Genomic DNA, 18,549 nt, shown 5'->3' on the forward strand with positions numbered 1-18,549 from the left:
AACCACCGTGGCGCCGCTTTCCAGCCCGCCCGAGGAAATCGTCGCCGTCGCGCCGGTGCTGAGGATCGTCGCCAACCCCGTGCCGCCGGAGCTGACGGTATAGATCCCGCCCGCGCTCACAATGGTGCCGATATCGACGCCACCGTTGAGGACAAGGTCCGTGCCCCCGGCAATGGTGAGGCCAAAATTCGTACCGGCGGAAGCGGATACCGTGAGGCCCGCGCCGACCCGCGCCGTAGACCCTGCTAGGGCGCTGGTGTTGACGAAATGTCCTTGAGCAAAATCAACAGAAGCTGCGCTGCTAACCACAGTATTGTTATAGTTAATCGGATTGAGCCCGGTGCCATCGCTGGTTTGAGTGCCACCCGATTCGAAGGTAACACCAATCGCCGTGCCGCCTTCGGCGCCGAAATGTCCAAAATTGCTAACGGCCCATATGGTTCCCCCAACGTCCAAAAAGGAGGATTTGGTGTTCACCGCACCGGAGACGGTTCCGCCGCTCAGGACTCCAAGATAGTCGACTGCGATTCCGTTGCCAACCGTAACGTTGAATACAGTCCCACCACTGGAGACCTGGACGCCATCACCAGGATAGTTGGTAAAGGAAACAAAAGCCCCTATTCCCGAATCTATCACGCCGCTGGCGAAGCCTAAGATATTGGCCCGACCGCTCGACGTGACCAGCATATTGAGCGCCGTCGCGCCGCTGCCGATGTTGTATGTCGCCCCGCCCTGCACGGTGCTTCCGCTCTGCAAGGCCCCCGACGACAGATAGACCGAGCCACCCGCGGATAAGTTCAGCCCCAGCGCCGTGCCGCCCGCCTGCACCGTCTCGGTGCCAGTCGCACTCACCGTGACCGACAGCGCCGTGCCGCCCGAGGCCACCAGCACCTGCCCACCGCTGCTCAGGACATCGCCGCTCTCGACCGCGCCGCTGCTCACCACCACCGTGCCACGGTCGATCACGCCAAAATCCGATCCACCGTGCAACACCACCAGCGACCCGCCGGATGCCACGGTCACGCCGCTCGCAACGACGCCCGAGGACACGATGAGGGTGGCGCCGGACATAACCGTGCCGCCGCTTTCCATCGCTCCAGCCGCCAGCAGCAGAGTCCCGCCCGACAACAGCACGGGAGCCAGCAAAGTGCCCGCGGAAGCGACCATCTCGGTACCGCCGGAGAGGATGGTGGCGCTCACATCGGTGCCCGTCGCCTGCACGAGATCGAGCACGCCAGCGGAGAGCGTTAATCCCTGATTGCTGCCGCTGACCGCGATGGCTGTGGCACCGCCCATCAAGGTGCTCGTGCCGCCACTGCTGATGATGGTGTCGATGGCAGTGCCGCCACTGTTGATTGTCAGCGTACCGCCGGACGTCTCGGTAAACTGCGGTGCCGCCTGAAGATACTAGAAGCTGCGCGCCACCGCTCAAGCTATCGCCGCTCTCGACCGCGCCGCTGCTCACCACCACGGTGCCGTGGTCAATCACCCCGAGATCGGACCCGCCGCTCAAAATCACCAGCGAGCCGCCGGCCAGGATTGTCATGCCGCTCACGCTGACGCCCGAGGACACGAATAGCGTCGCACCCGAACCCACCGTGCCGCCGCTTTCCACCACACCCGCCTGAAGGGCCAGACGCCCACCCGACGACAAGAGGGGGTTGAGCGACGTGCCGCCTGACACCACCATCTCGGTTCCGCCGTTGAAGATCGTGGCACTCCTGTCCGTCCCGCCGAACGACACAATTTCCACACCGCCGCTGCTCACAAGCGTCGCTGATGCTGTGCCGCCGGCGAGAACGGTCTCTGTGGCGCCGCTGGTGAGAATTAGCCCGCTGCTGACGATGCCGCTGCCGACTGAAGAGTTTGGCATAAACATAAACCTTAAAAATGGTAACGCGATTTGGAATTCGGAGGGTAAATTAAGATCGACATAAGCAAGTCATCTTACGCATTCATTACGATATGATATTAATGCGAGTTGACACCCTTGGGGTGACAGGGCTTTGCTGATAAGCTTCACTAGCCGTAGCAAAATCCTCCCATCATGGTCTCAGCCATGAATATTCGGTCTTCAGGGCGAAGCTTTCGGGGAGATGAGCGATGGCAGCGAATTGCTGGCGGATCGGCTGACGTCACCTCTCGGCCAGCATCGCGAAGTCAACTGGGGCCAGTATTGTGCAGATCGACGGGCGAGGTTGACGAAATAACAACCGAGGCCGCCCGCTATCTCGGCACCCGTTCCTGACCGGGCGTGGCATCGTGGCGCCCTACGACAGCAACCGGCGTTGGCATCTGAAGTTCGGTACGGAGTTCGCCGGGCCGTCCGCGACCGTATCCGTGAGGATACCGTCGGCAAGGGTAGCCGATCCGCCGCGCAACATCGTCGTGCTGGTCGAGGACTTGTTGGAGTTTATGACGCTGGAAACAGCGTTGTCCTAGCCGAACATCTGGTGCGCTCGGCTGGGGTCGCGTGGCTCGGCCAGCAAGCGATTGCGGCCGGGACAATCACAATGCCGGTTACCTTGCTGCCCCGGCGTCGGAGCTCGCCCTGATCCCCATGCGGACCGGGGGCTGCGATTTTCGGGCGCTGAACCGGACCCTCGATATGTGCCACCTCGCTAGCAAGCGACCCTGCCTGCTGCTGAACGTCATGAGGTCGGGGGGCGAGTCGCGCCGAAAAGGACGCCCGCGAGGCTTTGGCTGACTAGGCGCGGGATATCGCCCCGATGGTTATGCACAACCGCGCTGCCTATGCGACCGCCAGCATCACTGCCCGCTCCGTCCAGGAAACCGAGCCGGATAGCGCCGCTACCGAGGAGATCGCCGTCCTCTACAAATGGGGTTCGGGACAACTTGTGTTGGTACAATGAAGCAACATCACAAAACGACAGCTCCACAACGCAAGAGAAAGACCGCCGCATGAGCCGCGCCTCCCTAAAAGACCTTGCCTACCGGTCTGCGCCCGCGCCCGTTGCTGCCGCAATCGAACCGGCCAAAGTAGCAGAGTCTGGCGCCCCGGCTTACCGCACCGCCCAGACGAGGACCGATACGCGCCAAGTGCCCGGGCGTTCCAAGGCGGATGTCGCCCAACCCTCAAGCTGATCGCGGTCGAGCAGGACCGGGATATTCAGGAGATCCTGGCCGAAGCCCTAAACATGGTGTTCGAGCGCTGCGGCAAGCCGGTCCGCACCAGTTTTCGGACTTTGACCATGACGTGGGCCGGGCTCAGGCGAGAGGCTTGGCCATGTAGACCCGCCGCAACCCTTTCTTCTCCGCCCTATGCGTTTCGGAGTAGCCTAAGCGGGAGTAGAACTCGATGTTCTCGATCATGGTCTCGTTCGTGTAGAGCCTGATCGAACGAAAGCCTGCAGTAATCGCGGTGCGTTCGGCGAACTCCAGCATCCTGCGACCCAGGCCCGAACCTTGCGCGCCAGGACAAACAGCGATGTTGTCCAGGAGCACCGCATCATCTTGCGGGATGAGCACGAGAATGCCGCGCACGACGCTATCACGCTCCACGACGTGGACGCGGCCCTCTTCGATGAGAATGCGATAGTCATCAAGCATCGGTCCTGGCTCCCGACCGATACGGGAGACGTAATGAGAGTATGCGGTTTGGACGATCTCCTCGACGGCCAGGAGATCGCCGCAGGTGGCTAGCCGAGGTTCCTGCTTCATAGCGCCATGCTGCCGCAATCGGAGCTTCGAGTGAATGCCCGCTCCAGGTCCGTATTGGCGGTAGCTGGGCGGCTGGTCGCGGCCAGCGCGCAGGATGACCTGGCCGTTTAGTCCCGGATCGTGGTGCTTAATCATACGACAAATTGCGGAGGGAGGAGCTATGGGCCAAGTGCTCCACGGCTGCGCCAAGACGACGCACGTTGTCTGAGGACGACCGCCAGCAACCGAAGCCGGCGGCCGCTGTTAAGGGCATCCGACATGAAGTCGAGCGACCATCGTTGGTTTGGCGCCTTCGGCAAGACCATCGGCGATCGCGTGCCCAGCGCCCGCTTCCGGCCGCCGCGCTTGCGAACGACGAGCTTCTCCTGGCGGCGGAGCCGGAACAGCCGCTTGTGGTTCAGCGCGATGCCTTCCCGCGCCAACAGGATGCGCAGCCGCCGGTAGCCGATCCGCCGCCGCTCTGCCGCCAACGCCCGCAGCCGCTGCCGCTGCCGCTGCCGGACCTGCGTGTCGTCCGGTCGTCGGCTCGCATAGCGGAACGTCTTGGGTTCAATGCCAACAAGCGCGCACGCCCGCCGCCGCGAGTAGCCCCAAGCGCTGGATCAACCAGCGCCTCCTCTCCCGACGCTAGTCATGCCGAGACGCCCCCTGTTAACGTCTCTAACGACGCTGACGCACCCACCCCACATAGCGACGCCCTTCTCGCTGATTATCCAGCTCGCGCCGACTCGTTCATCAGCATGTCGAGGGCGATGAGAACCTTTATCTGAAGGCCATCGATCGTCTGGGGGCGAAGGGCCATAAACGCGCCGGCGCCCGTCCAGTAGCGAGCACTGATGTCCAGCCAGACGGGCCGGTTCCATCGATCCTGCAGCGCGGCCATTGCGGCGCATAGACGCAATAGACCGCTGTCAGGACCGGCCTCCCACCCGAAGCGATATCGGAAACCGGGGACGCCTATCCATGGGTGAATAAACCCTGACCGACAGCTGCCAGTCGTCTAGAACTCCCGCGACCGGAAGTTTGTCGATTGTTGCCCCAGATATTGGCCCGAGATTTCTCTAAGCATCGAGGAGCGTCGATGACGTGCTCTATTCCGTTGATAACCCTGGCTCCCGGAGTAGGACTCGAACCTACGACCGAGCGATTAACAGTCGCTTGCTCTACCAACTGAGCTATCCGGGACCATCGGGCGCGCGGTCTATAGCGGAGCAACTTCGGGCGCGCAACGCCGTCTAGACGCAGGCGCACCACAGACGGCAAAGACGCTTTCTCCCGAGGCCGGGCGCGTGCTAGAGCCGGCGCGGCGCGAGAGTGGCGGAACGGTAGACGCAGTCGGCTCAAAATCGACCGGCGCAAGCCATGGGGGTTCGAGTCCCCCCTCTCGCACCAATACCCTTCGCCGTGACCGCCGACGATGCCGCCCGCCCGTTCCAACCACGGCGGCTAAACGCCCCAATCCCGCCGCGCCAGCGCGATGATGCGATGCGCCTCGTGCCAGAGGGCGTAGGGTTCCAGGGCATCGAGCCTCGCCCAAACCACCGCCGCCGCGTCCGACAGGGCAACCGGCTCGCCGCCCGTCCAGAGCGTCGCGAAGTCGAGGATGGTGTAGTGGTAGCGGACCCGCCCCGCCTCATCGCGATGGATGCTGTCCACCGCGCCGGCGAGCCGCATCTCGCCCACGGTCAGGCCCGTCTCCTCAAGCAGCTCCCGCCTTGCCGCCTCCTCCGCCGTCTCGCCGAGTTCCTGGCCGCCGCCGGGAAGGCCCCAGGCGCCCATCATCGGGGCGCGGCCTCGGCGGATGAGGAGCACCTCGTCCGGCGGCTTCAGAACGACGATGCCGATGCCGACCAGCGGGCGGGCCGGGTATTCGCGGCCGCTCATCCGGCGTGCAGCCGTGCCAGGCCGTCCTCCTTGCCGAAGATCGCGAGCAGGCGGCCGGCGGCGAGGCCGCGCGCGCTGACCAGCCGGGAGTCGCGCTCCAGCAGCACGGCGGCATCCTTGTTGGCGATCTCGCGCAGATCATCCGCGCCCGGCACATCGGCCAGACGATAGCCGGGAAGGCCGGACTGCCGCGTGCCGGTCGCCTCGCCGGAGCCGCGCAGCCGGAAGTCGGCATCGGCGATGAGGAAGCCGTCCTGCGTGTCGCGCAGCAAGGTCAGGCGCTCACGGGCGATGGGGTTGAGCTCGTCCTCATGCAGCAGAAGACAGAAACTATCGGCGGTGCCGCGACCGACGCGGCCGCGCAGCTGATGGAGCTGGGCGAGGCCGAAGCGCTCGGCATGTTCGATGACCATGACGGTGGCCTCGGGCACATCCACGCCGACCTCGACCACGGTCGTCGCCACCAGCAGACGGATGCGTCCCGCCGCGAAATCGGCGAGCACCGCCTCGCGCACCCGCGTCTCCTGCCGGCCATGGGCGAGGCCGACCACATCGCCGAAACGGGAGCGCAGCAGGGCGAAGCGCTCCTCGGCGGCGGCGACATCGAGCACCTCGCTTTCGGAGACCAGCGGGCAGACCCAGTAGATGCGGGCGGTGCCGTCCAGCGCGCGGGCGAGGGCGCGGATCACCTCGGGCATGGCGGCGGTCGGGTGTATGGTGGTTCGGAGCGGACCACGGCCGCGCGGCTTCTCGGTGAGGCGGCTGACTTCCATCTCGGCCCATTGGGTCAGCAGCAAGGTGCGGGGTATGGGGGTCGCGGTCATCACCAGGACATCGGTGCCGTCGCCTTTGTCGCCGAGGCTGATGCGCTGCTTGACACCGAAACGGTGCTGCTCGTCGATCACCGCGAGGCCGAGATCCTGGAAGGTGACCGATGCCTGAAACAGCGCGTGGGTGCCGATGACGATGGGCAGGCTGCCATCCGCCAGCCCCGCCAGCACCTCTCGCCGCGCCGAGGGAGAGACGGAGCCGGTGAGCAAGCCGACCGGGACGGGGGATAGCGCCGAGAGGGTGCGGTAGTGTTGCTGTGCCAGAAGCTCGGTCGGGGCCATCATGGCGGATTGGGTTCCGGCCTCGGCGGCGCGCAGCATGGCGAGCAGGGCTACCAGCGTCTTGCCGGAGCCGACATCACCTTGGAGCAGGCGCAGCATCGGGCGGCGCTCCCCCATGTCGCGGTCGATTTCGGCGAGGGCCTGGTGCTGGGAGGGCGTGGGCTCGAAGCCGAAGCGGCGCAGCGCCTCCGCTCGCCAGTGACCGTCGCCGGTCAGCGAGCGGCCGGGCCGCGCCCGCATTGCCTGTCTGCCAAGGGCGAGCGAGAGCTGTTCGGCGAAAAGCTCGTCATAGGCGAGGCGGCGGCGGCCACTTTCCCGCTCGGGCGCCTTGTCCTCGGCGGACGGGCATTGCACCAGCCGGAGGGCGGTCGCGAAACCGGGCCAGCGCTCGCGGGCAACGAGGGGCGGGTCGATCCATTCGGGGAGTTGCGGGAGACGCCGCATGGCATCGTTCATGGCGCGGCCGATCACCCGGTTGGTGACGCCGGCGGTGAGCGGCCAGACCGGCTCGATCGCCGGCATTTCCCCCGCGCGCTCCTCGGGCAGCACATAATCGGGATGCGGCAGGGTCAGCTTGTTGCCGAAGGCTTCCAGCTTGCCGGAGACCACCAGCTTGGCGCCCACCGGCATCTGTGACAGACGCGCCTGGTGAAACAACACAATATCCGCGAAGGCGGTACCGTCGGTCACGATGACCCGCCAAGGCTGGTTGCGGCCCTGCGGCGCGTCGTGCCGCATGACCTGCACAGCCAGGGTCACCACCCTGCCCGGCCTCGCGGCCTTCAGGCTTGGCCGTTCGCGGCGGTCGATGTAGCTGTCGGGCATGTGGAGGAGCAGATCCAGCACCTCAGCGCCGCCCAGCAAACGCTTCAGCGGATCGGCCAGTCGCGGGCCTATGCCGGCGAGGCTGGTCAGCGGCGCGCGAATTTGTGCCAGCGTCTGGGCGGCAGGCGGCTGACACCGGCCGGGTCGGTCAGTATAGGACGCCTTATCCATGACCGAGCCTCAACCTGACCTCGAGACGCGCCGCCGGCGGCTCCTGTTTCGCGCCACTCATCGTGGAACCCATGAGAACGATCTGTTGATCGGCGGTTTCGTGGCGCCCCGGCTCGCCGGCTTCTCGGAGGCCGAGGTGAGCGCGCTGGAGACTCTACTCGACCTGCCCGATCCCGATCTGGCCGAGTGGCTGACGCGGCGTCAACCCATCCCCGTGGCGCATGATCATCCCATGCTCCGCGCCATGGTGGAAGCCGCCGGGAAATGAGCCTCCTCACCGTCTATGGCGCGCCCGAGGGATGGGATGCCGCCCTGCTCATCCGCCGGCTGCTGGAAAGCGACGCGCCGCTGATCCATGTCGCGCGCGATGACGCCCGACTGGCGCGGATGGCAGACGCCCTCGCCTTCTTCGCGCCCGAGCGCCCGGTGCTGCGTTTTCCGGCCTGGGACTGCCTGCCCTACGACCGGGTTTCGCCCAATCCCGCCATCGTCTCCGAGCGTATCGCGACGCTGGCGCGGCTGGCGGCGGGCGGGCTGGGTCAGAGCGTGGTGCTCACCACGGTCAATGCGCTGGTGCAGCGGGTGCCGCCGCGCGGGATGTTTCGCGGCTCCAGCCTTTCGCTGAAGCCGGGGGGCGTCGTGCAGCCCGAGGTGCTCGCGACCTATCTCGAAGCGCATGGTTATGCGCGGGCGGCGACGGTGATGGAGCCGGGCGAGTTCGCCATGCGCGGGGGCATCGTCGACCTGTTCCCCGCCGGCGAGCCCGAGCCGATCCGGCTCGACCTGTTCGGCGACAGCATCGAGAGCATGCGGCGCTTCGACCCCAATACGCAGCGCAGCGGCGAGGCGGTGAAGGGCCTCGAACTGCATCCCGTGTCCGAGGTGCCGCTGGATCCCGAGAGCGTCGCGCGGTTCCGCACGGCCTGGCGCGAGATCTTCGGCCAGGCGGCGGCGGACGACCCGCTCTACCACTCGATCTCCGACCGGCGGCGGCATCCGGGCATGGAGCATTGGGTGCCGTTGTTCCATGACGCCATGGAAACGCTGCTCGACTACCTGCCCGGCGCCACCATCTCGCTCGACCATCAGGCGGAGGAGGTGCTGGAGTCCCGGCTGGAGATGATCGCCGACCACTTCCAGGCGCGGCAGGTGCCGCCACGGGATGGCGAGACGCCGTATCGTCCCCTGCCCTCCGAGCGGCTTTACCTCGACCGTGCCGAATGGGACGGGATGCTGGCGCAGACCACCGCCTTCGCCTTCAGCCCGTTCGCCAAACCGGACGGCAGCGCCGCCGGCGTCGATGGCGGCGGCCGTCCCGCTCCGATCTTCGCGCCGGGTGGCGAGTTGCAGCCCGATCTCTTCGACAAGCTGCGTGAGAGCCAGGAGAAATGGGCGAAGGACAAGAAGCGGCTGGTCGTCGCGGCCTGGACGGACGGCTCGCGCGAGCGCCTCGGCGCGCTGCTGCGCGAGCATGGCTTCGATCGCGTGGGCGTCGCCGCCGATGCCGATGCGGTGCGTGCCTTGCCGCAGGGCACGGTGGCGCTTGTCACGCTTGGGCTCGAGCGTGGTTTCATCGGCGACCGCATCGCGGTGGTGGGCGAACAGGATTTGCTCGGCCGGCGCATCAGCCGTCCGCCGCGCAAGCGCAAGCGCGCTGACCAGTTCATCGCGGAAGCCACCGACATCGCCGAGGGCGATCTGGTGGTGCATGAGGATCACGGCATCGGACGCTATGACGGGCTCGTCACCATCAAGGTGAACGAGGCGCCGCATGACTGTCTGCGGCTGCTGTACGATGGCGGCGACAAGCTGTTCCTGCCGGTCGAGAATATCGAGATCCTGTCGCGCTTCGGCGCCGAGACCGGCGGCGTGGCGCTCGACAAGCTCGGCGGCGTGTCCTGGCAGAATCGCAAGGCCAAGGCCAAGAGCCGGATCCGCGACATGGCGGCCGGTCTCATCCGCATTGCCGCCGAACGGCGGTTGCACGAGGCCGCCAGCCTCGCCCCGGCCGAGGGCATGTGGGACGAATTCTGCGCCCGCTTTCCCTTCATGGAGACCGAGGACCAGAGCCGCGCCATTGCCGATGTGCTGGAGGATATGGCCGCCGGCCGGCCGATGGATCGCCTGATCTGCGGCGATGTCGGCTTCGGCAAGACGGAAGTGGCGCTGCGGGCCGCTTTCGTCGCGGCCCTGTCGGGCAGTCAGGTCGCGGTCGTGGTGCCGACGACTTTGCTCGCGCGCCAGCATTTCCGCGTGTTCTCGGCGCGCTTCGCCGGGCTGCCGGTGAAGGTCGCGCAGATCTCGCGGATGGTGACGGCCAAGGAAGCGGCGGTGGTGCGGGCCGGTGTGGCCGATGGCTCGATCGATATCGTGGTGGGCACCCACGCGCTGCTCGCCAAGTCGATCACCTTCAACGATCTCGGCCTGGTCATCGTCGATGAGGAACAGCATTTCGGCGTCGCGCATAAGGAACGGCTTAAGTCGCTGAAAGCCGACGTGCATGTGTTGACGCTGACCGCGACGCCTATTCCGCGCACGCTGCAGCTTGCCCTTACCGGGGTGCGCGAGATGAGCATCATCGCGACGCCGCCCGTGGATAGGCTGGCGGTGCGGACCTTCATCATGCCGTTCGACGGGCTGGTGATCCGCGAAGCGATCCAGCGCGAGCGGTTCCGTGGCGGCCAGATCTTCTGCGTGGTTCCGCGCGTCGAGGATCTCGACCGCATGGGTAAGCGCTTGTCGGAAATCGTGCCGGATGTCCGGGTCGCGATGGCGCATGGGCGGCTGGCGCCCACCGAACTCGAACGCGTCATGACCGAGTTCGGCGACGGCAAGTATGACGTGCTGCTCTCGACCAATATCGTCGAGAGCGGACTCGATATGCCGGCGGTCAATACGCTGATCATTCATCGCGCGGACATGTTCGGGCTCGGCCAGCTATATCAGCTACGCGGGCGCGTCGGGCGCGGGAAGCAGCGCGGCTACGCTTATCTGACCTGGCCAGCGAACCACCGGCTGTCGCCGGCGGCGGAGAAGCGGCTGGATGTGATGCAGACGCTGGATACGCTAGGCGCGGGCTTTACCCTCGCTTCCCACGACCTCGACATTCGCGGCGCCGGCAATCTGCTGGGCGACGAGCAGAGCGGACATATCCGCGAGGTCGGCATCGAGCTGTATCAGCAGATGCTGGAGGATGCGGTCGCCGACCTGCGGGCCGAGCGCGGCAAGCGGCGGGCGTCCGAGCGGGATTGGACGCCGACGATTGGGCTGGGGCTGCCGGTGCTCATCCCCGAGACCTTCGTGAAGGATCTGCCGGTCCGGCTTGGGCTGTATCGCCGCATCGGCGCGCTGTCCTCGCCCGAGGAAACCGAGGCGATGGCGGCGGAGCTAGTGGACCGCTTCGGGCCGCTGCCCGAGGAGGTCGAGAACCTGCTCCAGGTGATGACGCTCAAGCGGGTTTGCCGGGAGGCCGGGGTGGAGAAGCTGGAGGCTGGGCCGAAGGGGATGGTGCTGACCTTCCGGGGCAATTCCTTCCGCAATCCGGCGGGGCTCATTCCGTGGATGGGGTCACGCGGCAGCACGATGAAGCTGCGGCCGGATCACAAGCTGGTCGTGCCGGGCGAGATGGATGTCGGGCGGCGGATCAAGGTCGCGAAGGACGTGCTGGGCAATCTGGCGCGGCTCGCGGGAGAGGCGAAGGCGGCCTGAGGGCTGGTGCTGAAACTACCAGCGCCTGCGTGCACCGCCGCCGCCATAACCACCGCCGCCGCGATTGTAGCCGCCGCCAAACTGGCGCGCCTGATAGTCGCGGTTGAGCTGGCCGTATTCCTGGGTGCCCATGGTGGGGCGGCTCGCGGTGCTGGCGTAGTTCTGGCGCGTCGCCGGGGCCTGGGCGTGGTACTGGCGCGCCGAGGTGGATGTCTGGTTGTAGGTGGTGCTGCGCTGAGTCGTCTGGCTGCGCGTGGCCGTGGAGTTGGTCTTGGGCGTGTTGACCGACTGCCAGGACCCATTGTTGTAAGTCTGCCAGCCGCTGTTGGTCTTCTTGTAGGCATTGCCGTTTGCCCCGGCATAGACGTTGCCGCCCGAACCCTTCACGACGGCCGCGTTGTTGCCGTTGGCGCCATGGACCGCCGCGCCCTGAGCGCCATTGCTGGCGTTGAAGGCGCCGGCCGAGCCTCGGCTGTTGCTGGCGCTCGCCGTGTTCACCGTGCCGTTCGGGCCTGACACCGTGCTCGATCCCCAGCGCCCATAGGCGTTGGCGTTCTGCGTCGTGCTGCCCGCGACGCCGTAGCGCGGATTGGCGAAGGACGCATGCGCCGTGCCGCTGCTGCCATTCCAGGCGGCGCTGCCATGGGCATAGGTTCCGGTGCTGGGATTATAGGCGGACCAAGCCCCCGCGCCGCCATAGGGGCCATAGACCGCGCCGCCCCGCGCATAGGCTCCGGTCGCTGGATTGTAGGCGGTGCCGCCGGTGGCCGCTCTTCCATACGGGCCGTAGACAGTGCCGCCGCGCGCCCAGGTGCCGGTGGCGGAGCTGTAATAGACGTTGCCGCCGTAGGAATAGGGATATGGCAGATAGGCCGGAATACGGGCTGCGACGACGACCGGCGGGTAGTAATAGCCGGTGCCGTAAGCCAGGACGCCAGCGGTCACGAAGCCCATCAGATAGCCGGCCGTGTAGCCGTAGGTCACTGCCGCCGGCGTCGAGCTGTAAACCTTCACGTAAGTGACGTTGTACAGCGGGCTCGAGGGCGGGATCGTGTAGATCTCGTTCGGCACGCTGCTCGCCAGCACCCAGGGACCGGTCGGACTGGCCGAGGTAAACCAGGCGCCCTGGTAGCAGACGTAATAGCGGCCGCCGGTCTGGATGACCTGGAAGGTCGTGTTGACGGCATATTGCAGCGCCGTGCCGGGGATCGGCTTGAACTGCGGGGCGCCGACGTAGGTCACTGTCACTTTCGCCGTCTGACGCGACAGCGAGGCCTGCACCGGGATCTGCGCCTTCAGCACCGCCGCCTGGGCCGCCGCCGTGCCGGGAACCGAAGGCAGCAGATTGCCATAGGCGCTGTCCGGCGGCAGCAGCGAGAAATCGGTCGGCAGATTGGGTGTCGCGAAGGTCCAGGGACCGTAGAGCGAGGGGGCCGAAAACCAGCGGCCTGAGACGAGGTAGTAGAGATTCCCGTCGGCCGTGTCCTTGATCAGCGTGGCGCCGGTATTCGTCACCGCTTGCAGCGCCGTGCCGGGTATCGGTTTGAAAGCTGGCGCCCCGGCCGTGACGATGATCTCCGCCGGCTTGGTCGAGACGAAAATGGTCGGAATGCTGGTGCCCGTGAAGGGGCGGCCGGGAACGTTCTTGCGCAGGGTTGCGAAGTTTTCATCGGACGGGATTTGGGAAAAGGCGGCGGGGAGCGCACCGGCGGGCTCATAGGGTCCGGTCGCGGCGGGCGCGATGAGCCAGCTGCCGTTGTTCAGGAGATACCAGGTGCCGCCCGCGTCGGCGTCGTACACCACGTCCCAATTCGTATTGACGGCGAAGGAGAGGCCGGTCGAGCCGATTGGCGCCAAGGTCGGCGAGCCGTCAAAGACCACGAGGCTCGCGGGACGTGCGCTGTAGAAGATCTGCGGTGGCGTGTTGTCGACCGGCACATCCACCGGCTTCTCGTTGAGGCTGAGCAGGATGGTGTTCAGCGGCACTTCCTTCACCGGCATCGTGGAGACGAAAGCCTTGATGCGCGCTTCCAGCTGGACGGCCTGATCGGTGTCGAGCGAGGGGAATTTCGACGAGAGCACTGTCGGGGAGGAGAAGGTCACGAGCTGCGTGTCGAGATCGACCTGGGTCGCACCCTGGAATTCGATCGTGCCGATGATTGCCTGGGTGGCGCCTGGCGGCGTGATGGAAATCGCCGCACGCGCCCGCAGCATCGTCCGGTCGGGCCATTCGATGGCCTGCGGCTCGTAGATGGTGATGGTGGCGCCGTGCACAGTCATGGAATGCGGCCAGCTTGCGACCGGCGAGGGCGCTGTCCCGGCGGATTGTGCGAAGGCCGGTGAGAGCAGCGCGCTGGCTGCTCCGAGGACGGGGATGAGCAGCGCGGAGCGGCGACTAAGGACCACGATCGCTAGCCTCTTTTTTTGGATTTCAACGGTATCCGAAGGGGGCTTGGCCGACAAGCGACGGGCGAAGGGAAGATGCGCGGATGGTGGGATCGCCCTCTGTCTCGCGCTGCGATACGCTCGCGCATGCGTCGTGTTTTTGGATACCTTCCCGACGGCTTTACCCTCGCGATTGTCGCGAGCGTGGGGGTTGCCTCAGTGTTGCCCTGCCACGGGGTCGGCGCGCGGATCTTCAATGCGCTGACCACGCTGGCGATCGCCATCATGTTTTTCCTTCAGGGCGCGCGGCTGTCGCGCGAGGCGGTGATCGCGGGCATCGCGCAGTGGCGCGTGCATGTGCTGATCCTGGCTTCGACCTTTCTGCTGTTCCCGTTGCTCGGCTTTGGTTTCCAGGCGCTGTTTCCGCACGCGCTGAGCCCGACGATCCTGATCGGTTTGCTTTATGTCTGCCTGCTGCCGTCGACGGTGCAATCCTCGATCGCCTTCACCTCGATCGGGCATGGCAATGTCCCGGCGGCGATCTGTGCGGCGACCGCCTCGACCCTGCTTGGCGTGGTGGTGACGCCGCTACTGACCACGCTGCTGCTCAAGACGCACGGCACCGGAGGCAGCAGCGGGCTGGAGTCTGTCGGCAGCATTTTCCTGGAGCTGCTGTTGCCCTTCGTCCTGGGCCAGCTGTTGCGGCCATGGATCGGCGGCTGGGCGGCGCGGAACCGCGAAATCTTAAAGTTCACCGATCGCGGCTCAGTGATCCTGGTCGTCTATACAGCCTTCAGCGCGGCGGTGATGCGCGGCATCTGGCATGAGTTGCCGCTTTATCGGTTTGGCGAAATCGTTTTGGCGAATGCCGTGCTGCTTACCGTTGTGCTGCTGATCACGACCTATGGCAGCCGCGCTTTGGGCTTCAAACGGCCGGAGGAGGTCACCATCGTTTTCTGCGGTTCGAAGAAAAGCGCCGCGACGGGGGTGCCGATGGCGAATGTATTGTTCAGCCCGGCCACGGTGGGGCTTATTTTGTTGCCGCTCATCATCTTCCACCAGATGCAGCTGATGATCTGCGCCGTGCTCGCGAAACGCTACGCGCGGGAGGCGGAGGCAGCGGACGCTGCGCGAGCGGTGGCGGCCGAATGAGCGATGTCGAGCCCGAGTGGCTGTTATGGGCGCGGGAAATCCAGGCGACGGCGCAGTCCGGCCTCGCTTTCACAAAAGATCCTTATGACGTCGAGCGCTATCAGGCGCTGACTGTTTTGGCCGCGCGAATCATCGAGGCGCATAGCGAGGAGGACGCACCGCGTCTCGCTGCGCTGTTTGGCGCCGAGCGTGGCTATGCAACGCCGAAAGTCGATGTCCGCGCGGCGGTCTTCGATGCGGAAGGCCGCATCCTGATGGTGCGCGAAGCGGCGGATGACGGCCGCTGGACGCTGCCTGGCGGATGGGCGGATGTGAACCAGACACCGGCGCAGAGCGTGGTGCGAGAGGCGCGGGAAGAATCGGGCTTCGAGGTCTCCGTGGTGAAGCTCGCGGCCTGCTGGGATCGCGCAGCCCAGGGACATACGCCACCCGGGCTCTTTTCCATCGTCAAGCTGTTCTACCTCTGCGCGGTGACCGGCGGTTCGGCTCGCACGAGCTTGGAGACAAGTGAAGTGGGTTTCTTTGCGGAGGATGCGCTGCCCGCGGACCTATCACTCGGCCGCGTTCTGCCGCGCCAGCTCGCGCGGATGTTCGCGCATTACCGCCAACCGGACATGGAGACGGAATACGATTGAGGCTGGTCGCTGCGGGTGGCGTTTACTGAGGTGTTACCCTGCAGACGACGACCCTCGCCGCGCCGTAACGGCGGTCGTCCAAAGGCGCGACATTCAGAGTGAGCGGATCGTCGATGCCGACCTCCGCCACGATGAGCGCATTCGCCGCGATCCAGCCCTGGGTGATCAGGGCCCCGAGCGCCTTTGGCACGAGGTCCTTGCCGTAAGGCGGATCGAGAAACACGAGACCGCAGGGAGAGCCCGGTGGCGGTCGTGTCGCGTCGCCGGGCACCACCTGACACGCAGCTTCCACCCCGAAGGTCGCGATGTTGCGGCGGAGCGCGGCCAGGGCCTTGGCGTCTCGCTCGATGAAATGGGCCGTGCCCGCGCCGCGTGACAAGGCTTCCAGGCCGAGCGCCCCGGTGCCCGCGAAGGCGTCCAGGACCGTGGCGCCGATGATGTCCCCATCGGCCCAAGGGGCGTGCATCAGCATGTCGAAGAGCGCCTGCCGGGCGCGGTCGGAGGTGGGGCGCGTGGCCCAGCCCGATGGGGCGACAATCTGCCGGCGACGGAAGCGGCCCCCAACAATCCTCACCTCGCGGCGCTCACTGGGCCGTGGCGGCCTTTGGGAGCTGCTCGCGCAGGATCTTGGCCGGCACTTCCTCCACCGACCCACGGGGCAACAGGCCGAGCTGAAAGGGACCGTAGGCGATCCGGATGAGGCGCGAAGTTTGCAGGTTGAGATGGGCCATGACGCGGCGGACTTCTCGGTTGCGGCCTTCGCGCAGACCAATGGAGAGCCAGGCGTTGTCGCCCTTGCGGCTGTCGAGGCCCGCGTCGATCGGGCCATAGCGCTCGCCTTCCACCGTCACACCGTGGGAAAGCGCGGCCAAAGCCTTCTCGTCGACATAGCCGTTCACGCGGACGCGGTAGCGGCGCAGCCAGCCGGTTTCCGGCCGCTCCAGCAGCCGCGCGAGCGCGCCGTCATTGGTGAGGAGCAGCAATCCCTCGCTGTTGAGATCGAGGCGGCCGATGCTGATGAGGCGCGGCAGGCCGGGCGGCAGTTTCTCGAAGACGGTGGGGCGTCCCTCGGGATCCTTATGCGTCGTCATCAGCCCTTCCGGCTTGTGGTAGCGGAAGAGCCGGGTGCGGGCCGGGGCCTCGATGACCTTGCCGTTGACCTGCACCACATCGCCGGGCGTCACGAAGCTCGCCGGATGGTCGAGTAGCTTGCCGTTGAGCTTGATGCGGCCCTCCGACAGCATCTTTTCGACGTCGCGGCGGCTGGCGACACCGGCTCGCGCGAGCCATTTGGCGATGCGCTCGCCACGCTCGACAGCCGGGGCGGCGGCAGGGGCGCCGCTGTCTTCGTCGGTCATGCGCAGGCGGCGATCAGGGCCGCGAAGATGCGGCGGTCGGCGGGGTCGGTGTTGAATTCCGGGTGCCACTGGACGCCGAGGCAGAAGCGGTAGCGCGGGTCCTCGATGCCCTCGACCACGCCGTCGGGCGCCACGGCATTGACGGTGACGCCGGGCCCGGCATCGCGCACCGCTTGGTGGTGCGAGGTATTCACCATCATCCGGTCGCTTCCCGCGATGCGGGCGAGCAGGCTGCCGGCGGTAAGGGCGACGGGGTGGCCAGGCTCGTCGTGCCGCGTCTTCTGCTCATGCGGCAGGTGGCCTGGAATGCTGTCCGGGATGTGCTGGATGAGGCTGCCGCCAAGCGCCACGGCGAGAAGCTGCTCGCCGCCGCAGATGCCGAGCAGCGGCATGTCCCGGCCGAGAGCGCCACACAGGAGGGCGAGTTCGGCGGCCGTGCGGCCGGTCTTGAGCACGACGGTGTCGTGGCGATCGGCATTGCCATACATGGCGGGATCGACGTCGAAGGCGCCGCCCGTGACGATGAGGGCGTCGATGCGGTCGAGCCAATCATCGGCGAGTTCGGGGTCATGGGGCAGAGCGACGGGCAGGCCACCAGCCGACGCGACCGCGCTCATGTAGTTCTGGCGTAGCGCGTACCAGGGGTATTTGGAGTAGCCGCCCGGCTCCTCGCTATCCAGCGTGATGCCGATGAGAGGGCGCGGCCGGGCTTTCATGCACCGAGCATCCCAAGCACGTCGGCAAGCGTGGCCTGGGCTTCACGGATACCGGGCGCCTCGGGGGCTAGGGCTCCGGCACGCAGGTAAACCAGGCTGCCCGGCGCGGTGAGGTCCCGCGCCTTGGCGACAAAGGGGGCGAGGGCTGTGTTGTCCGGCAGGGTGCCTTGGGCACCGGCCTCATCGAGTGTCACGATGAGGTCGCTGAGGGGCTTCAGCCAGGCGAAGCGCTCGTCCCCGAGAGCGGCCGCCAGCATTTTGTAGGGTTCGTCGGCGATGCCGACCTTGCGTGCCTCGGCATGCAGCAGGGCGCGGTGCAGGTCCATGATGGCATGCGATAGCGGGCGCTGGGCGGTGCTCGGGGTGGGTCTCGGCGATCGGCTGCTCATGGCGCCTAAATGCCATGAGGCGCGGGGACGGTCCACCGGCCTGGACCGGATGACCGGCACCCGGCAAGAAGCCGTTATGGACTCGATGGAGATCGCCCTGGAGGAGGCTCGCGCGGCGGCGGACCGCGGCGAAGTGCCGGTCGGCGCGGTGGTGCTGGACGCCGCCGGCCGGGTGCTGGCTCGGGCGGGCAACCGGACTGAAGCGGATTGCGATGCGGGCGCGCATGCGGAGCTGCTGGCGCTGCGGGCGGCGGCCCGGCTGGTGAGGTCGCCCCGGCTGCCAGGCTGCAGTCTGGTTGTGACGCTGGAGCCCTGCCCGATGTGCGCCCAGGCGGCAAGCTTCTTCCGCGTCAGCCGGATCGTTTTCGGCGCCTATGACCCGAAGGGCGGCGGGGTGGAGCATGGGGCGCGGGTGCTGGACGCCACCTCCTGCCATCACCGGCCCGAAGTGGTGGGTGGGGTCCGCGAGGCGGAATGCAGGGAGGTATTGCGGGCGTTCTTCGCGGCTCGGCGATAAGGGCGGCGGTTCGGTG

At 66.5% G+C, this 18,549-nt stretch carries 17 protein-coding genes, 2 tRNA genes and 5 pseudogenes; 10 read left to right on the forward strand and 14 right to left on the reverse strand.

Features of this window, described 5'->3' with window-relative positions:
• Together GSQ92_RS13170 and GSQ92_RS31710 are read right to left on the reverse strand one after the other, a co-directional pair.
• Positions 1-1,296: pseudogene (locus GSQ92_RS13170) on the reverse strand (hypothetical protein); the annotation flags it as partial.
• A gap of 3 nt (positions 1,297-1,299) precedes the next feature.
• Positions 1,300-1,362 (reverse strand): annotated as a pseudogene (locus GSQ92_RS31710) (hypothetical protein); the annotation flags it as partial.
• A 29-nt stretch (positions 1,363-1,391) separates the two neighbouring features.
• On the opposite strand from GSQ92_RS31710, the gene GSQ92_RS29815 reads away from it, so the two are divergent.
• On the forward strand, positions 1,392-1,628 hold the full coding sequence (locus GSQ92_RS29815; RefSeq protein WP_174247811.1) for a hypothetical protein: 237 nt from the start codon (positions 1,392-1,394) through the stop codon (positions 1,626-1,628).
• 98 nt (positions 1,629-1,726) lie between these two features.
• Here GSQ92_RS29815 and GSQ92_RS31715 read toward each other — a convergent pair.
• A pseudogene (locus tag GSQ92_RS31715) lies at positions 1,727-1,879 on the reverse strand (hypothetical protein); the annotation flags it as partial.
• A gap of 383 nt (positions 1,880-2,262) precedes the next feature.
• Here GSQ92_RS31715 and GSQ92_RS13180 point away from each other — a divergent pair.
• From GSQ92_RS13180 to GSQ92_RS31720, 3 genes and pseudogenes are all read left to right on the forward strand, one after another.
• Positions 2,263-2,442, forward strand: coding sequence for a hypothetical protein (locus GSQ92_RS13180; protein WP_159013581.1), 180 nt, complete (start codon positions 2,263-2,265; stop codon positions 2,440-2,442).
• 287 nt (positions 2,443-2,729) lie between these two features.
• Positions 2,730-2,873 carry a hypothetical protein gene (locus GSQ92_RS13185; RefSeq protein ID WP_158800812.1) on the forward strand — a complete coding sequence of 48 codons (144 nt, stop codon included), beginning with the start codon at positions 2,730-2,732 and terminating at the stop codon, positions 2,871-2,873.
• Positions 2,874-2,879: 6 nt separating this feature from the next.
• A pseudogene (locus GSQ92_RS31720) lies at positions 2,880-3,173 on the forward strand (ribbon-helix-helix domain-containing protein); the annotation flags it as partial.
• Between the two features lie 55 nt (positions 3,174-3,228).
• Here GSQ92_RS31720 and GSQ92_RS13190 read toward each other — a convergent pair.
• The 4 genes and pseudogenes from GSQ92_RS13190 to GSQ92_RS13205 all read right to left on the reverse strand — a co-directional run bounded on the left by GSQ92_RS13190 (position 3,229) and on the right by GSQ92_RS13205 (position 4,866).
• Complete coding sequence (locus GSQ92_RS13190; protein ID WP_216849852.1) at positions 3,229-3,816, reverse strand: GNAT family N-acetyltransferase; 588 nt, start codon at positions 3,814-3,816, stop codon at positions 3,229-3,231.
• A gap of 74 nt (positions 3,817-3,890) precedes the next feature.
• A pseudogene (locus GSQ92_RS13195) lies at positions 3,891-4,271 on the reverse strand (IS3 family transposase); the annotation flags it as partial.
• A gap of 119 nt (positions 4,272-4,390) precedes the next feature.
• Positions 4,391-4,564 carry a hypothetical protein gene (locus GSQ92_RS13200; protein ID WP_158800813.1) on the reverse strand — a complete coding sequence of 58 codons (174 nt, stop codon included), beginning with the start codon at positions 4,562-4,564 and terminating at the stop codon, positions 4,391-4,393.
• Positions 4,565-4,790: 226 nt separating this feature from the next.
• Positions 4,791-4,866, reverse strand: a tRNA-Asn gene (locus GSQ92_RS13205).
• Between the two features lie 123 nt (positions 4,867-4,989).
• Here GSQ92_RS13205 and GSQ92_RS13210 point away from each other — a divergent pair.
• Positions 4,990-5,073 (forward strand) — tRNA-Leu (locus GSQ92_RS13210).
• A 54-nt stretch (positions 5,074-5,127) separates the two neighbouring features.
• Here GSQ92_RS13210 and GSQ92_RS13215 read toward each other — a convergent pair.
• The gene (locus GSQ92_RS13215) at positions 5,128-5,565 is read right to left on the reverse strand and encodes an NUDIX hydrolase (RefSeq protein WP_158800814.1); all 438 of its coding nucleotides are present in this window, start codon (positions 5,563-5,565) and stop codon (positions 5,128-5,130) included.
• A complete protein-coding gene (recG, locus tag GSQ92_RS13220) occupies positions 5,562-7,673 on the reverse strand; it encodes an ATP-dependent DNA helicase RecG (RefSeq protein WP_158800815.1) in 2,112 nt (703 codons plus the stop codon). Before recG ends, GSQ92_RS13215 begins: the two co-directional genes overlap by 4 nt.
• Between recG and GSQ92_RS13225 the strand changes: the two genes are divergently transcribed.
• Both GSQ92_RS13225 and mfd read left to right on the forward strand, forming a co-directional pair.
• Entirely contained in the window at positions 7,672-7,941 is a 270-nt protein-coding gene (locus GSQ92_RS13225; RefSeq protein WP_158800816.1) for a succinate dehydrogenase assembly factor 2, read from the forward strand. The two genes, recG and GSQ92_RS13225, sit on opposite strands and share 2 nt — an antisense overlap.
• Positions 7,938-11,381, forward strand: coding sequence for a transcription-repair coupling factor (mfd, locus tag GSQ92_RS13230; protein ID WP_159013582.1), 3,444 nt, complete (start codon positions 7,938-7,940; stop codon positions 11,379-11,381). Before GSQ92_RS13225 ends, mfd begins: the two co-directional genes overlap by 4 nt.
• A gap of 15 nt (positions 11,382-11,396) precedes the next feature.
• Here mfd and GSQ92_RS13235 read toward each other — a convergent pair whose 3' ends face one another.
• On the reverse strand, positions 11,397-13,787 hold the full coding sequence (locus GSQ92_RS13235; RefSeq protein WP_158800818.1) for a hypothetical protein: 2,391 nt from the start codon (positions 13,785-13,787) through the stop codon (positions 11,397-11,399).
• Positions 13,788-13,913: 126 nt separating this feature from the next.
• Between GSQ92_RS13235 and GSQ92_RS13240 the strand changes: the two genes are divergently transcribed.
• Together GSQ92_RS13240 and GSQ92_RS13245 are read left to right on the forward strand one after the other, a co-directional pair.
• Positions 13,914-14,918, forward strand: a complete 1,005-nt coding sequence (locus GSQ92_RS13240; protein ID WP_158800819.1) for a bile acid:sodium symporter family protein — start codon at positions 13,914-13,916, stop codon at positions 14,916-14,918.
• Positions 14,915-15,553, forward strand: a complete 639-nt coding sequence (locus GSQ92_RS13245) for an NUDIX hydrolase (RefSeq protein ID WP_158800820.1) — start codon at positions 14,915-14,917, stop codon at positions 15,551-15,553. The genes GSQ92_RS13240 and GSQ92_RS13245 overlap by 4 nt, the downstream gene beginning before the upstream one ends.
• A gap of 22 nt (positions 15,554-15,575) precedes the next feature.
• Here the strand turns inward: GSQ92_RS13245 and rsmD are convergent, their stop codons facing one another.
• From rsmD to GSQ92_RS13265, 4 genes are read right to left on the reverse strand one after another with little or no spacing between them, the layout of a single operon-like run.
• Entirely contained in the window at positions 15,576-16,127 is a 552-nt protein-coding gene (gene rsmD, locus GSQ92_RS13250; protein WP_158800821.1) for a 16S rRNA (guanine(966)-N(2))-methyltransferase RsmD, read from the reverse strand.
• A gap of 10 nt (positions 16,128-16,137) precedes the next feature.
• Positions 16,138-16,911 carry a pseudouridine synthase gene (locus GSQ92_RS30955; RefSeq protein ID WP_158800822.1) on the reverse strand — a complete coding sequence of 258 codons (774 nt, stop codon included), beginning with the start codon at positions 16,909-16,911 and terminating at the stop codon, positions 16,138-16,140.
• Positions 16,908-17,627 carry a gamma-glutamyl-gamma-aminobutyrate hydrolase family protein gene (locus tag GSQ92_RS13260; RefSeq protein ID WP_158800823.1) on the reverse strand — a complete coding sequence of 240 codons (720 nt, stop codon included), beginning with the start codon at positions 17,625-17,627 and terminating at the stop codon, positions 16,908-16,910. The genes GSQ92_RS30955 and GSQ92_RS13260 overlap by 4 nt, the downstream gene beginning before the upstream one ends.
• Complete coding sequence (locus GSQ92_RS13265) at positions 17,624-18,016, reverse strand: hypothetical protein (RefSeq protein ID WP_158800824.1); 393 nt, start codon at positions 18,014-18,016, stop codon at positions 17,624-17,626. Before GSQ92_RS13265 ends, GSQ92_RS13260 begins: the two co-directional genes overlap by 4 nt.
• A 76-nt stretch (positions 18,017-18,092) precedes the next feature.
• On the opposite strand from GSQ92_RS13265, the gene GSQ92_RS13270 reads away from it, so the two are divergent.
• Entirely contained in the window at positions 18,093-18,533 is a 441-nt protein-coding gene (locus GSQ92_RS13270; protein ID WP_158800858.1) for a nucleoside deaminase, read from the forward strand.
• Positions 18,534-18,549: the final 16 nt, after the last annotated feature.

This window comes from Acidisoma sp. S159 (assembly GCF_009766125.1).
GTDB lineage: Bacteria > Pseudomonadota > Alphaproteobacteria > Acetobacterales > Acetobacteraceae > Acidisoma.